A 13875-nucleotide genomic window follows, 5' to 3' on the forward strand; every position below is an offset into this window, starting at 1 on the left:
TCGAACGCAAACAAGTGACCCTCCCACCCAAGAAACACGGAAACATCCCACTATGAGCGGCGAAGCGAATCATGACGCAGCGAGCGGCGAAGCGAATCACGACGCAGCGAGCGGCGACGCGAATCATGCTGCAGAGAACGACGCGCCCTCCGCGTCATCCGTGTCCTCGGACGTTCGCGTGGTGAAGGGCAATCCGAACGACGAGGATCTCGCCGCTCTGGTGGCGGTTCTGACCGCTGCCCAGGGTGGTTCGGCGGCGTCGACGGCCGATTCTCGACCACGTGAGCTGTGGGGGTCGCCGGAGTCGCTGCACCGCCGTTTCGCGGCTCAGTCGGCGTATTCGTACGCCGCGTCGGGCCGCCACACGCGGTGACGGTGCCGCACACGGAAGGTGCACGAGGCGCGGTCCGGTTGGTACTCGCGTCCGCGTCACCGGCTCGATTGTCGGTGCTTCGCGGTGCCGGGGTCGAGCCGATCGTCCGAGTATCGGGAGTCGACGAGGACGCACTGACCGCTGCGCTCGGGCCCTCTGCTTCTCCGGAGACGGTGGTGACGGAACTGGCCCGCGCCAAGGCCGCGGCTGTGTCCGAGACCTTCACGGACACCCCGAGCGATCTGGTGATCGTCGGGTGCGATTCGATGCTGTCGATCGGCGGCGAGCTGCACGGTAAGCCGCACTCGGTCGACGTGGCGCGCGAGAGATGGCAGTCGATGGCCGGCAGCAGCGGTGTACTGCTGACCGGTCACTCGGTGCTTCGATTGTCGGACGGCGTCGTCGTGGCTCAGGCCGCTGCGCACAGTTCGACCGTCGTGCACTTCGCGACGCCCTCGTCGGTGGATCTGGAAGCCTACCTCGCCTCCGGTGAGCCGCTGTCGGTCGCCGGGGCGTTCACGTTGGACGGGCTCGGTGGCTGGTTCGTGGACCGCATCGAGGGCGATCCGTCGTCGGTCATCGGCATAGGTTTGCCGCTTGTTCGAACCCTGCTCAACCGCGTGGGAACGTCGTTGGCCGAGCTGTGGAGTCCAACCTCGTCGTAGCCGTGGCCGCCGTCAGGGCAGTAGGTCGATCAGTTCGCCTGCCCATTCCTCGGCCATGGTCTTGGGCTTGATGTTGGACGAGCTGTCGTGCCGAGCGTGGGTACCGATCTGCTTGGCACCGAGTTCGGTGAGCTTCTCGGCAATGATCTCGCCACCGCGGTTGAAGGTGTCCTCGTAGACCCGGTCGCCCAGTCCGAACACAGCGAACTGCAGTCCGCCAAGGTCCGGCGCGTCCTCGACGAGCGCATCGAAGAAGGGCTCTGCACCGGTGGGTAGCTCGCCGTCTCCATAGGTGGAGCAGATGATCACGTGGAAGTCGTCCGTGTCGATGTCGGAGACCTCGTACTCGAGCATGTCGCGTACCTCGGCGTCATGATCGCTGAGGACGTCCGCGATCTTGTCGGCGACCTCCTCGGCCGTACCGGTCTCGGACCCGAACAACACGACCACTGCCATGGATCGCTCCCCTTTTCTCACTCCAGCTCGAACACACGAACAGTCGGAAAGCATAGCTGCACCGGCGATCCGGTCGAAAATCCGTCCACGCGCGGTTGTGACTTCTCTCGAGGTCACCAGAATTCGGGCGTCAGATTCCATCTCTCGTATTCGGCCTCGACCAGTCCGCGCAAGTGGTCCTTGCTGGGGAATCTGTCCGGATCGAGACCGGTGACGCACAGGGTCGCACGCTCGCCCGATTCGTTCCACCACGCGCTGACTCCGCCGCCCGTGCGGCGCAACAACGCCACATCGGTGTTCTGCGTGATCGACCTCATCGCTACCGCGGTGGCGTCGACGCCCCCGATGGTGCGGAGCGCAACGCCTCGATTGCCGAGATTCGAGCACAGGCACAGCGGTGCCGATCCGGACGCGGCCAGCTTGGCGACGATCGCGTCGGGCAGCAACTGCATCAGCGGTTTGAGCAGCTCGAACGACGTGATCGCAGTGCGGTCGGCCTGAGCCAGGAATGCTTGCTTGCTCGACGCTCGTATTGCGCCGAGGTCGTTGCGGTATTTTCCGCCCGCGGCGACGTGGATCGAAACACCGGACGTCGCGTTGGCACGCCGATCACCCGTGGTCCGGGTACTGACCGGGAGTGCGACACGCACCTGATCCTCCGTCGTGATCCGTCCGCTGCCGGTCAGGATCCCGAGCACCACGGCGACGAGCAGACTGTTGGAGCTACCGCCCTTGCTTGCTGCGGCGGCGGCCCAGTCCGCGGACAGGCAGTCGACGACGACAGTGCTCGGGACCCACGCACCCTCCGTCGGTGCGACCATCGCCCGCGGACCGTCCGCGCTCGTGGCGGTTGCGTTCGGCACTCCGGGACCTGGGTCGGCGGGCGCCGTCGCACGCGCTCGTAGCGCCTTCACCGCGGCGCTGCCGAGCGCTCGCGCCGCGCCCGAGAACGCCGTGCCGATCCGGCCGATACCGTCGGCGACGTCGGCAGCGGCCAGCGCCGACGAGGAGGCGGAATTGTCGAGTCCGACGCGCTCGAAGTCGTTCGGCACAGCGCGGCCGTTCAGCGCCGCCGCGGCGGCAGAGGTCAGGGCACCGCCGTCGCCGACGACATGGGAGCCCACCAACGAGACGACCGTGCCGCCGGTCTCGACTGTGGTCGCGGACAGCCGCCACGCCGGTCCCTCGATGGGGTCCAGCCTCACGGCCGCCTCGTCCTCGATCCACCGGTCGACTGCCTCGCGGGCGATCGGAGCTGCGAGAAAAACAGGATCGGCCGATGTGCGTGCTGCGGTCCAGCTGTCTCGCGCTCCCGGCACCCGTGCCCGTCGAACGGACCGGTCGATCGGCCCTGCGGCGAGCATGCGCCACATCGACTCGAGGGCATCCAGCGCAACCGGGCCGTCGAATCGCCAGACGATCTGGTTCACCACGGGTACCCCGAGGACGCATTCCATGCGTAGGAACAGGTCGTCGTCGTAGGTCAGTCTTTCCACCACGCGAGACTATCGCTGCGCGAGTGTGCCCGCAGGAGGGTGGCAAATGTGTTTTCCACCATATGTTTTCCGCATCGGACCGGGGCGGGCAGTACTGGTAGGTTGAGGTCGATCTCGAGCCGACGCAACTGCGAAGGACTGTATGAAGTTCGTGATGCCGTTCAACGGGAGCCGCGGTGATGTGACGCCCGGTGTGGCCCTCGGCATGGAGTTTGCACATCGCGGGCACGATGTGTTGTTCGGCGCACCCCCCAACCTGCTGGACTTCGCGCGCGCGAAAATGGCTGGGGCCCAGGGAGTCCAGGTGGTCTCGTTCGGTCCCGACACTCATCGACTCTTGGAGTCGGAGCTGATCCGGGTGCGGATCAAGTCACGTAACCCGAGAACCAGAATGGCGGCTCTGGCCGAATTGGCCAACCATGGTTGGGACCAGATGACGGCCGAGCTCGAGCAGATGGCCGAGGGTAGCGACGCGATCGTCACCGGCTCGCTGGGGCAGGAGATGGCCTTCAACATTGCGGAGTCTGCGGGCAATGCTTTTGTGGCACTTCACTATTGCCCACTCAGGCAAAACGGTGCCGTGCCGGTGAGCCCCGGACTCGTCCTGCCGGGCCCCGTCAACCGATCGATGTGGGCAGTGGCGGAAGCGCTGCGGTGGAGGTCGATGAAGACTCGTGAGAACACCCAGAGAGCGTCCCTCGGACTGGCATCGACCCGCGATTCGTTGCCCGTCCGGTCCGAACGTTACGGCGGTGTCGAGATCCAGGCCTACGAGTCGGCACTGTTTCCCGGGCTGGTCGAGCAGTGGGGGCCGCTGCGTCCCTTCGTCGGATTTCTCGGGCTGAACAGCGGGCAGCACGACATCGATCCCGCGCTGAATCGGTGGCTGCAGGCAGGGTCCGCCCCGGTGTACTTCGGATTCGGCAGCATGCCGGTACCCGACCCCGCGGCACTGTTGCGCATGATCGAGCACGTCTGCCGACGGCTGGGTGTCCGAGCCCTGGTCTGCGCCGGCTGGAGTGATCTCGACGGTGCCGAATCGGTCGCCGATCGGTCGAATCCGGACATCATGATCGTCGATTCGGTCGATCACGCGAGCGTGTTCCCGCGGTGCATGGCTGCTGTTCACCACGGCGGCGCGGGCACGACGGCCGCGAGTGCACGAGCCGGCCTGCCGACTCTCGTGTGCTGGTTCAGTGCCGACCAGCCGTTCTGGGGAGCCGCATTGCGCCGCATCGGGGCCGGGGCGAGCATCAAGTTCTCGACGCTGTCCGAATCCCAGCTACTGCAGGGAATCACCGACATCACCACCGACGGTGCCAGACGTGCGGCACGCCGACTCGCCGACACCGTGGCACCGACGGAGGTGGCCGTGGCCGCAGCTGCCGACATCGCCGAGGCCGCCGCGCGTGACCGCTGACGGCTCACCAGAAACGTGCGGACAAGTCCCAGCGTTCCAGTGCAGTGCTCATGTGGTCACGCAGCGCTCGATCGTCGGGGAACCGATCGGGATCCATGGCGTGGACGGTCACGGTGACAGAGGTGTCCGTCTCGCACACCCACGCCGTGAGACCACCGTCCAACGAGCGCGCGAACTCGGCATCGGCCCCGACGAAGGTTGCTCTGCCCGAGACCGCGCGAGCTCGGACCCCCGCCACCGTGGTGAAATCGTCGGGCAGAACACCCAGGTTGGAGGCCAACCCTTCGGCACCGTCCCGAGGCTGCGGAATACGCGCGACCACGGCGTCGGGCAGCATCTGAACGAGAGCCTGCGAGATGCCGACGGGCGCATGACCGGCGGCCTGCTTCGCGGCGAAAGCGCCGAACGCCGACTTACAGATCGCCCGAACCGGCGACAGATCGAGGGCGGTGGCCTCGGTGACGGGGACATCGATCTTGACGATCTTGGTTGCATTGGAACGGGTGTCGGTGTCGGTGCGGTCGCTGACGGGCAGCGACCACTGCACCGTGTCTCCGATCGACGCGCGCCCGGCAGCCCCGGACGCCGCTGTCAGCACAGCGATGAACAGTGAGTTCGACGTGCCGCCCCATTTTTCGGCTGCGGATCTCCAGGTGGGTGCGTCCAACTCGGCAACGAGGTGAGGTGATGTCCATTCCGAGCCGACCGCCGGACCGGTCGTCACGTCCGAGCGATTCGGGCGAACACGCGGGGCACCGGATGCCGGCGCTGATCGGGCGGGGACCGGGAGCGCTGATACTGCGGTGTTCAACAACCATCCGGCAGCGGACAGCAGCTGCCCCGCGGCGTCTTTCACGTCCGACCCGATGGCCGCCAGTCCGTGCGCTGTCGGGTCCAGCCGTCGTTGGTCGGTGCCGGAATTCGCAGACCTGAACGCGGAGACCAGGGCGCCGCCGTCTGCGACCATGTGCGAGGCGGTCAACGACAGAACGGTTCCGCCGTCCGCCAACGGAGCGGCCGCAAGCCGCCATCCCAGGCCTGTCTCGGGATCGATGTCGGAATCGAGGCGTCCGTCGGCCCAGTCCCGCACCTTCGACGGATCGATCGAGTGCTCGTGAAAATCGAGTGGGTGGGAGACCGCCGAGTTCACCCAACGTTCACGAGCGGTCGGTACCGCCGAAGCATCCACTCGGCGCGCAAGCAGACCGTCGGACAGGTTGTCACGTAGATTTTCCAGGTCTTCTCGCTGGATCGATTCGTCGAACCACCAGAGAAACTGGTTGTAGACGGGAAATCCGATGCCGTGATGCATTCGCAAGAACAGGTGATCGGCAAATCCAATTCGAGTCACGCGCCGAACCTACTACAACTTACGAAACGGGGGCGGCGGTGTGAATTCACCTCCCGATACGTATTCACATTCGGCAATAGGTCGATCTGCAATCGCTCCCGTTGTGTCTCACGCCATGTTCGAGCCGTGGAGTGGCGTGCGTTGTGTGCCCCGGACGTAGCCCTCGACTCCGCGCCTGTGTGACCTGTCATCAAAACGACCTGCGAACCTGGTGAGATGGTCGTAAGATACGTCAATCGAGTCTCGACGCGACACCGATCGGAGACCGGCGGGTCAAGAGCTACGGCAGTGAGAAGTATTACTTTTACGCGTCGCGAAATAGTTTAGCTTTCCCCCTATCGTGTATTTGTACTCAGTTCGGGTCGACAGCAATGACGTTGTTCTTTCAATGCAGAAAGCGGCAGTCCTGCAGCAGTCAGATAAAGACGAGCCGAATCCACACTCACGACTCGACCGCTTTACATTCGCGACTCGACCGTAATCGATATAACGCGAATACCGAACTGACGCCGAACACCGACGGCCGTGCCCGGAACTGAAGAGGACTCACATGGAATACACCGAACTCGCCGACTACCCCCTCCCCTCCGGCCGCCTCACCGAGTGGGTCCCCCGCGTCGACGACGAGCGTTGGGCTCCGGACCCCCGTGGGCTGTCCTTCACCCACCAGGATCATTGCGAGCGCAGCGCACCGGGCTCGTGGATCGGGACCGTGTTCGAGATTCATCGCCGCTACGACGTCGAAGCAGTGCGGGCGACCATCATCGCGTACATGGGTCGCCACGAGGCGTTCCGAACCAAGGTTCGGCGTGACGCGGAATCGGGCTCGTGGCTTCGCTACACCGCCCCGACGGACGCTGTGCAGGTACTGGATCGAGCACACGACGAGCCACGGACCGAAACGCAGGTCTTCAGCCATCTGCACTCCTGGTTCGGCGAGACGGTGTCGCCGACGGCGTGGCCGCACTTCGTTCTCGCGACCATCGAACCGGACGACGCCGCACGTGCGCTCTCGAACGGGCCAGGGGAGTCGTTTCTGCTCGCCTTCGCTGCCGACCACTCGGTGATGGATGCCTACAGCCAGATCTACGCCATCAACGAGATCGACCGGCTGTACGCACAGGCGCTGGAGGGGACCGACCCGGAGCTGCCCGAGGTGGGCAGCTACGTCGACTTCAGCGAGTCCGAGCGGGTACTCGGCGAGTCGCTGACCGGCGACCACAGCGCCGTCCGCACCTGGCAGAACTTCCTGGCCGTGGAGAACGGTCGCTTTCCCGGTTTCCCGCTCCCGGTCGCAGTCGATCGACAGCCGACGAGCGACGCCCCCGCTGCCCAGAGCAGCATCTCGTCCTGGCTGCTGACCTCGGATCAGTCGGATGCCTACAACGCGGCATGCCGCGCCGCCGGGTACAACATGCAGGCCGGCATACTCGCTGCTCTCGCGCTGACGAACACCCGTCTGTCCGGCCGTACATCGTTGCGCACCGTGATGCCGATGCACACCAGAGACGAACAGAAGTGGGCCGCCTCGGTCGGCTGGTACGTCGGGATTCTGCCGATGGAGATCCAGCTCGACAACGCTCGTACCTTCGGCGAGGCGCTCGAAGCAGCGGCAACTGCAGGCGCGGCGAACAAGGGTCTGGCGCGTATGCCGTACTCGAAGATCGCCCAGATTCTCGAGTCGACGGAGATTCCCCGTTTCGTGGTCTCGTACATCGATCTGCGTTTCCTTCCGGACGCCGCGCAATGGCAGGCTCGCAAGGGTCGGGCCCTGCGGAGCAATTGCCACGCCGACGACGAGGTCTACTTCTGGGTCAACCGAACACTCGAAGGGCTCAACATCTCCGCACGGTTCCCCAGCTCGGATGTCGCGTCCACCAACGTCCATCGGTTCATCACCGAGTTCGTAGCAGTGTTGACGGCGGTGATCGACTCCGAGGCCGGTACCGATACGGTGCTCACGTCGGCCGTGCAGTCGGTGGGCGTCGCCGCAGAGTGAGACATCCGTGTAGCCCGCGGCTCGTATCGAAAGGGATGAACCGACGATGATCATCACCGCAATGGGCAGCTGGAACCCTGCTCCTGGTCGTCTGCTGGAGTGGCACCCGACCTCCGCTGCCCAGGCGAGTGCTGCAGCGGCACCTGTCGATTCGACTCCGCCCTCGTTCCTGCAGGAGGACCACCTGAAGGCTGCTTGGGCTGCGCGTGAACGCGGCGATGTCCATACCGCGTACACCGGGGTGGCGACCGAGATCGACGGTGACGTGGACACGGACGCGATGAGCCGCGCCCTGACGGCCTACGTCCTGCGTCACGAGGGCTTGCGATGCTGGTTCGAGATCGAGGGCGGCGCGGTCGTTCGCCACCTGGCTGCACCCGATGTCGCAGCCTTCGACGTTCTGAACGCCGGAGAATCGACGGACGACGATCAGTTCCAACGGTACGTGCGACACCGCTTCTCGACCGAAGCAACCGCCGACGTATGGCCTGGATTCGTCGTCGGCGTCGTCGCCCGACCCGGCAGCTTCACGCTGTACTACGGTGCGGACCATGCGTTCACCGACGGCGGCTCGCAGGCGTTGGTGATCAGCGAGCTGGCAGATCTGTACCTGCTCGAGACCGGTGCGGAGGCGCCGGTGCCCGCCGAGGCCGGCAGCCACCTCGTCTACGCGGCCGACGAACGAGCACGTGCCGCGACCTTCGGGCCCGACTCTCCCGAGATAGCCGCCTGGCGCGACATCTTCACCGGACACGACGGCCGAATGCCCCGATTCCCGCTCGACCTCGGGCTCGAACCCGGTGAGCGAGCCCCGGTCCGCATCGTCGAACGCCACCTGCTGGACAAGGACTCGACGGCCGCGTTCGATGCCGCGTGCAAGTCCGCCGGCGCCAGGATGAGCAGCGGAATATTCGCTGCCGTCGGTATCACCGACTTCGAACTGGCAGGCACTGCAGAGTATTTCGGGATCACCGTGCTGAGCACCCGCCACCACGGCGACTACGGACAGTCTCAGGGCTGGTTCGTCAACTTCGCACCGGTCGCGTTCGAGGTAGGAGGTGCCGACAAGTTCTCCGATGTCGCAGCACTTGCCCATCAGGGCTTCGAGCGGGCCAAGCACATCGCAGAAGCACCGGTGCACGCCGTACTGGGTGCCCTCGCTGCCGACGGCACTCTCGGCAGCGAGTTGGCCGTGAGTCCGAACATGCTTTCCTACATCGACTTTCGCTGGTTCCCCGGCGTCGGACGCGACGCGGACACGCGAGCGAAGCACTTCACCGGAGAGGGTTCGACATCGAACGCATCGATGTGGATCAATCGCGACGGTGAGCACCTGTACCTGGTGGCCCAGACCCCCGACACCGACGTCGCCGCCGAATCGGTGCGGAGATACCACGCGCACCTGGCCCATGTGCTCGAAACCGTTGCACGCGAGGGCGATTACACGCTGACCGTCGACCATCTCGTCAGGGAGCCGGCCGGTGCGGGTCACCTCGATCACTGAGTACGCCCCTCGCGCGGGCACCCTGGTCGAGTTCTCTGCAACCGTCCACGGCGAGCCGCTGCCGTCGCCGATTCCGCCGTCGTTCAACCAGCGGTTCCATCTCGGCGACCTAGGCGAGGCCGAACGTGTCTGGATCGCTGGGTCGTTCGACGTTCCGGGCAGCCTCGATGTCGAAGCACTCGAGTGGGCATTCCAGTACCTGATCGACCGCCACGACACGCTGCGAAACTCCTTCGTTCTCGGGACGCCCGGTATCGAGCGGATGCTCTACGGGCCGGGCGCTATCGAGATCAGGCAATCGACGCGATCCACTTTCGCCTCGACTTCCGCGCTACGGGAGCGCCTCCGGATGTCACTCGAACGAGGCTGCGATGCAAGACGATTCCCATCGTACAGTTGCTTCGGAATCGATCGACCCGATACCTCGACGGTGTTGTGCGCATTCGACCACGCCCACGTCGACGCCATGTCGATTGCAGTCGTCGTCGACGAGATCCACACGCTGTACGACGCCTATCGCCGATGCCCGTCGCAGCCGAACGTCGACCTGCCTCCGGTAGGCGGCTTCGTCGAGTACTGCCTCCTCGAGGCCACCGAGCCGCTCGTCGATCCCACCGACGAGCGCATGGTTCGGTGGTCCGATTTTCTCACCGAGTGCGGCGGCACGACGCCGAGATTCCCGTTCGACCTCGGGGTTGCCGACGGCGACACCGCTGTGCAGGCAACGACTGTCCACCCATTGCTCGACGCCGCGCAGACACTTGCCTTCGAGCGCGTCTGCGCCCGATCCGAAGCCGGAATGTTCGCCGGTGTCGTCGCGGCGATAGCGCAGGCCTGCACCGGTATCGGCGGTCCCGCACACGTACCGTTCCTGTTTCCGCTGCACACTCGACACCGAGCACAGTTCTCGCGTGCCCTGGGTTGGTTCACCACCAATGCTCCGATGACCGTGGACGTCCATCCCGACCTCACCGACACGATCACCGCCGCGCACAACGCGTTTCGCGCTGCCCTCCCGCTGAGCACCGTTCCTGTTCCACAAGTACTGGCCAATCTCGGGGATGCCTTCACCTTGTCGCGGCAAGACGTGTTCATGGTGTCGTACATCGACTACACCCGAATCGAAGGACACGAACACTTCGAGGAGTCGAACGCACACCACATCAGCAATGCCACGGTCTCCGACGATGCGCAGTTCTGGGTCTCCCGCACGACAACCGGCCTGGCGTTGCGATCACGATTCCCCGACACCGCAACAGCACGCTCGGTGATGGCCGCATTCGTCGACGAACTGGTGGCGCTCATGCGCGCGTCCACCATGCAGCCCGGCGTCGCTGCCCTGGCTCCCTGAGGAACATCGGCTCCACTCGTGCTCTTCGGCGGCGGTACCGCATAGGATCGACGGTGCAGACCGTTCACCCCCGGGCGGGCCGCCAGCCGAATATCTTCCGTAGGAGCCGATACGTGCCTGTACCAACCGATTCCAACGCAACGTTCGCCGACTATGCGCATCCGGATCGCCTCGTATCGACCGAATGGCTGTCCGCTCATCTCGGCACCCCAGGCCTTCGCGTCGTCGAATCCGACGAGGACGTGTTGCTCTACGACGTCGGCCACATTCCCGGCGCGGTCAAGATCGACTGGCATCTCGACCTCAACGACCCGGTCACCCGCGATTACATCGACGGCGAGCAGTTCTCGAAACTGCTGAGCCGAAAGGGCATTTCGAGGGAAGACACCATCGTCGTGTACGGCGACAAGAGCAACTGGTGGGCTGCGTACGCACTCTGGGTGTTCACACTGTTCGGGCATCAGGACGTTCGTCTGCTCGACGGCGGCCGCGACGCCTGGTTGTCCGAGAACCGCGACACCACTCTCGACGTCCCCGAGTTCCCGGCAACGGACTACCCGGTGGTCGAACGCGACGATGCGCCCATTCGCGCATTCGCCTCCGATGTACTCGGCTCGCTCGGCACGGTGCCGCTGATCGACGTCCGCTCCCCCGCCGAGTACACCGGCGAGCGCACCCACATGCCCGACTACCCGGAAGAAGGCGCATTGCGGGGCGGCCACATCCCCACCGCCGTGAGCATCCCCTGGGCCAAGGCGGCCGCACCGGACGGGCGCTTCCGTTCGCGCAAGGAACTCGACGAGATCTACTCCGGCACCTCCGCGACCGATGACGTGATCGCCTACTGCCGCATCGGTGAGCGGTCGAGCCACACCTGGTTCGTTCTGACCCACCTGCTGGGATACGACTCGGTGCGCAACTACGACGGCTCGTGGACCGAATGGGGCAATGCCGTTCGTGTTCCGATCGCGAAGGGCGAGGAGCCCGGATCGGCTCCGGCCACTCGATGAGTTCGCTTCCGGAATCGCTGTCCGAGATCGTCGAGGATTTCGCCGCGGTGGAGGGCCAGGACAAGCTGCAGCTGCTGCTCGAGTTCAGTCGCGAACTGCCTCCATTGCCCGAGCACCTTGCCCAGGATGCGATGGAACCGGTGCCGGAGTGCCAGTCGCCGCTGTTCCTGTCGGTTGAGGCAGGCGATCCCGCGCGAATCCGGCTGTACTTCAGCGCGCCGCCGGAAGCTCCGACGACCCGCGGGTTCGCCTCGATCCTGGCGCAGGGTCTCGACGGGCTCAGCGCGCAGGAGATCCTCGACGTGCCGGACGATTTCTACTCGGCGCTCGGGCTCAGCGACGCGGTCAGCCCACTGCGCCTGCGCGGAATGTCGGCGATGTTGGCACGGATCAAGCGTCACCTTCGCTGACGGCGACGGCTCGGTGGGGCGCGCCGTCGTCTTGATCGATACAACGGGTCGTCGTTAGACTTTGTGGGCAGGGCACCGTTGCCCAGTCCCCCGATGCTTACGACGAAGGTTGGTTGCTGCCGATATGGAGTTCACGGAGCTGGCGGACTACGCGGTTCCCGCGGGCACGCTCACCGAGTGGATACCCAGCGTCGGCCCGCAGGCCCGCACTCCGGAAGCAGCAGGGTGGCGTCCCGATGCCCGACCGACGTCCTACGTGCACGAGGCGCACCTTCGTACGAGCCTGAGCAGTCCTCGTCGCGGTCGTGAATCGTGGCTCGGCGCGGCCTTCGAGATCGCAGGCCCCTTGAACAAGCCTGCGTTTCGCCAGGCCGTTCTGAACTGGATCGACCGGCACGAGGCGATGCGTTCGAGCGCGTCGATCGACGAGGTGACGGGCGAGATGACGCGGGTGACCGCGGCGCAGGGGGCCATCGACATCTGGCAGGTCGAGCAGGAACGGTGTGCGCAATCGAGCGAGGTGTTCGAGCACCTCCAGTACCTGTTCGACGAGTTCACCTCACCGCTGATCTGGCCCGCGTACGCCTTCGTCACTCTCGAACCGGTGGACGAGACGCGCCCGATCACCGTGTTCTTCGCCGCGGATCATTCGATCATCGACGGTCTGTCCACGGTGCTGGTAGCGCACGAGATCGCTGCTCTGTACGGAGAAGAACTCGGTGGTCCGCCTGCGGCTCTGTTCGAGGCAGGCAGCTATCTCGATTTCGGCTCGTCCGAGCGCGAGCGGAATGCAGAGCTCGAGCATTCTCACGATGCGGTGAGGATCTGGCGGGACTTCCTCGTCGAGGGCGATGGTGAGCTACCCGCGTTTCCTCTCGACATCGGCGATCCGAGCCCGGACGACGTGCCGCAGGGCGGTCTGTCGGCGTGGGTGCTCGACCCCGAGCAGGCCGACTCGTTCTCGGTCGCCTGCCGAAAGACGGGACACAGCCTGTTCGCCGGACTCCTCGCAGTGCTGTCCATCACCGGCACCGAACTGGGCGGCGGCACTCGATTCCGCACGGTGACTCCGGTCCACACCCGGGACGAGCCCCAGTGGGCGTCGGCACTGGGTTGGTTCGTCGGACTGTGCCCCATCTCGTTCGATATCGCCGACACGGATTCCTTCGGTTCGGTGGTCGCCGCCGCCTCGGCCGAAGTGAAGAAGACCAAGCCGATCGCCCGAGTTCCTCTGGATCGGGTGTTCACGACCCTCGGCTACTCCGCGCGTCCCCGTTTCGTCGTCTCGTTCATGGATGTGCGGTTCGCGCCTGCCGCAGAGCACTGGCCGGACTGGAACGCCCGTGCGCTGCGCAGCAAGCAGTACCAGCACGACGTGTACGTGTGGATCAATCGCACTCCGCAGGGAATCAACATCGCGGCTCGCTACCCCAACACCGAACAGGCAACGGCGCGGGTCCACGAGTACATCGGCGCATTCCGAAGGCTGCTGGTGGAGGTCGCAGAAACCGGGTCCGCCTCGATCCACAGCGCTGACCCCGAGCGGCCCGGTGACGGACGCGTCGATACCGGTCGAATTCCTACCAATCAGTAGCGCACGTCGGGGTCGGCGCGGCTGCGCGGACCGATTGCAACGCCGTCGGTGCCGGTGCTTAGACTCCGACGTGACGTTCGTAACGATGCACGCGATAAACATCCTGTAGGAGGCTCAGTGCCCAGCCATGCCAGTGCTCAGATCACCAAGGTTCTTGTTGCCAATCGTGGTGAGATCGCGGTTCGGGTGATCCGGGCGGCTGCTGATGCCGGGTTGGCCAGTGTCGCTGTGTATGCCGAGCCCGAT

The 13875-nt window shown here is 65.2% G+C and carries 13 protein-coding genes; 10 read left to right on the forward strand and 3 right to left on the reverse strand.

What is annotated here, in order from left to right; translation table 11 throughout:
* Positions 1-52: 52 nt before the first annotated feature.
* Together CH275_RS16305 and CH275_RS16310 are read left to right on the forward strand one after the other, a co-directional pair.
* Positions 53-373 carry an acyl-CoA carboxylase epsilon subunit gene (locus CH275_RS16305; protein WP_094679395.1) on the forward strand — a complete coding sequence of 107 codons (321 nt, stop codon included), beginning with the start codon at positions 53-55 and terminating at the stop codon, positions 371-373.
* A gap of 2 nt (positions 374-375) precedes the next feature.
* On the forward strand, positions 376-1038 hold the full coding sequence (locus tag CH275_RS16310) for a Maf family protein (RefSeq protein ID WP_256991065.1): 663 nt from the start codon (positions 376-378) through the stop codon (positions 1036-1038).
* A 12-nt stretch (positions 1039-1050) separates the two neighbouring features.
* Here the strand turns inward: CH275_RS16310 and CH275_RS16315 are convergent, their stop codons facing one another.
* Both CH275_RS16315 and CH275_RS16320 read right to left on the reverse strand, forming a co-directional pair.
* Positions 1051-1494 (reverse strand): flavodoxin domain-containing protein, encoded by a 444-nt coding sequence (locus CH275_RS16315; protein ID WP_094679396.1) that lies wholly within the window; start codon positions 1492-1494, stop codon positions 1051-1053.
* A 113-nt stretch (positions 1495-1607) separates the two neighbouring features.
* Entirely contained in the window at positions 1608-2990 is a 1383-nt protein-coding gene (locus tag CH275_RS16320; protein ID WP_094679406.1) for a hypothetical protein, read from the reverse strand.
* A gap of 142 nt (positions 2991-3132) precedes the next feature.
* Between CH275_RS16320 and CH275_RS16325 the strand changes: the two genes are divergently transcribed.
* Complete coding sequence (locus CH275_RS16325) at positions 3133-4410, forward strand: glycosyltransferase (RefSeq protein WP_094679397.1); 1278 nt, start codon at positions 3133-3135, stop codon at positions 4408-4410.
* Positions 4411-4414: 4 nt separating this feature from the next.
* Here CH275_RS16325 and CH275_RS16330 read toward each other — a convergent pair whose 3' ends face one another.
* Entirely contained in the window at positions 4415-5761 is a 1347-nt protein-coding gene (locus tag CH275_RS16330; protein ID WP_094679398.1) for a hypothetical protein, read from the reverse strand.
* Positions 5762-6311: 550 nt separating this feature from the next.
* Between CH275_RS16330 and CH275_RS16335 the strand changes: the two genes are divergently transcribed.
* The 7 genes from CH275_RS16335 to CH275_RS16365 all read left to right on the forward strand — a co-directional run.
* The gene (locus CH275_RS16335) at positions 6312-7760 is read left to right on the forward strand and encodes a condensation domain-containing protein (protein ID WP_094679399.1); all 1449 of its coding nucleotides are present in this window, start codon (positions 6312-6314) and stop codon (positions 7758-7760) included.
* Positions 7761-7806: 46 nt separating this feature from the next.
* A complete protein-coding gene (locus tag CH275_RS16340; protein WP_094679400.1) occupies positions 7807-9264 on the forward strand; it encodes a condensation domain-containing protein in 1458 nt (485 codons plus the stop codon).
* Positions 9242-10615, forward strand: a complete 1374-nt coding sequence (locus tag CH275_RS16345) for a condensation domain-containing protein (protein ID WP_179276179.1) — start codon at positions 9242-9244, stop codon at positions 10613-10615. Before CH275_RS16340 ends, CH275_RS16345 begins: the two co-directional genes overlap by 23 nt.
* A 113-nt stretch (positions 10616-10728) precedes the next feature.
* Entirely contained in the window at positions 10729-11625 is an 897-nt protein-coding gene (locus CH275_RS16350) for a sulfurtransferase (RefSeq protein WP_094679402.1), read from the forward strand.
* Positions 11622-12035 (forward strand): SufE family protein, encoded by a 414-nt coding sequence (locus CH275_RS16355; protein WP_094679403.1) that lies wholly within the window; start codon positions 11622-11624, stop codon positions 12033-12035. Before CH275_RS16350 ends, CH275_RS16355 begins: the two co-directional genes overlap by 4 nt.
* Positions 12036-12159: 124 nt before the next feature.
* A complete protein-coding gene (locus tag CH275_RS16360) occupies positions 12160-13629 on the forward strand; it encodes a condensation domain-containing protein (protein ID WP_094679404.1) in 1470 nt (489 codons plus the stop codon).
* A 117-nt stretch (positions 13630-13746) separates the two neighbouring features.
* Positions 13747-13875 (forward strand): biotin carboxylase N-terminal domain-containing protein (locus tag CH275_RS16365; protein ID WP_141216918.1); only part of this gene is annotated, 129 nt, incomplete at its 3' end.

The sequence above is a fragment of the Rhodococcus sp. 06-235-1A genome, assembly GCF_002258785.1.
Taxonomy (GTDB): domain Bacteria; phylum Actinomycetota; class Actinomycetes; order Mycobacteriales; family Mycobacteriaceae; genus Rhodococcoides.

What these genes read in the sequence shown, in the direction of transcription:
- CH275_RS16335 (WP_094679399.1), top strand. Translation starts at nt 6,312, where the DNA reads ATGGAATACACCGAACTCGCCGACTACCCCCTCCCCTCCGGCCGCCTC.
- CH275_RS16360 (WP_094679404.1), top strand. Translation starts at nt 12,160, where the DNA reads ATGGAGTTCACGGAGCTGGCGGACTACGCGGTTCCCGCGGGCACGCTC.
- CH275_RS16355 (WP_094679403.1), top strand. Translation starts at nt 11,622, where the DNA reads ATGAGTTCGCTTCCGGAATCGCTGTCCGAGATCGTCGAGGATTTCGCC.
- CH275_RS16315 (WP_094679396.1), bottom strand. Translation starts at nt 1,494, where the DNA reads ATGGCAGTGGTCGTGTTGTTCGGGTCCGAGACCGGTACGGCCGAGGAG.
- CH275_RS16325 (WP_094679397.1), top strand. Translation starts at nt 3,133, where the DNA reads ATGAAGTTCGTGATGCCGTTCAACGGGAGCCGCGGTGATGTGACGCCC.
- CH275_RS16340 (WP_094679400.1), top strand. Translation starts at nt 7,807, where the DNA reads ATGATCATCACCGCAATGGGCAGCTGGAACCCTGCTCCTGGTCGTCTG.
- CH275_RS16305 (WP_094679395.1), top strand. Translation starts at nt 53, where the DNA reads ATGAGCGGCGAAGCGAATCATGACGCAGCGAGCGGCGAAGCGAATCAC.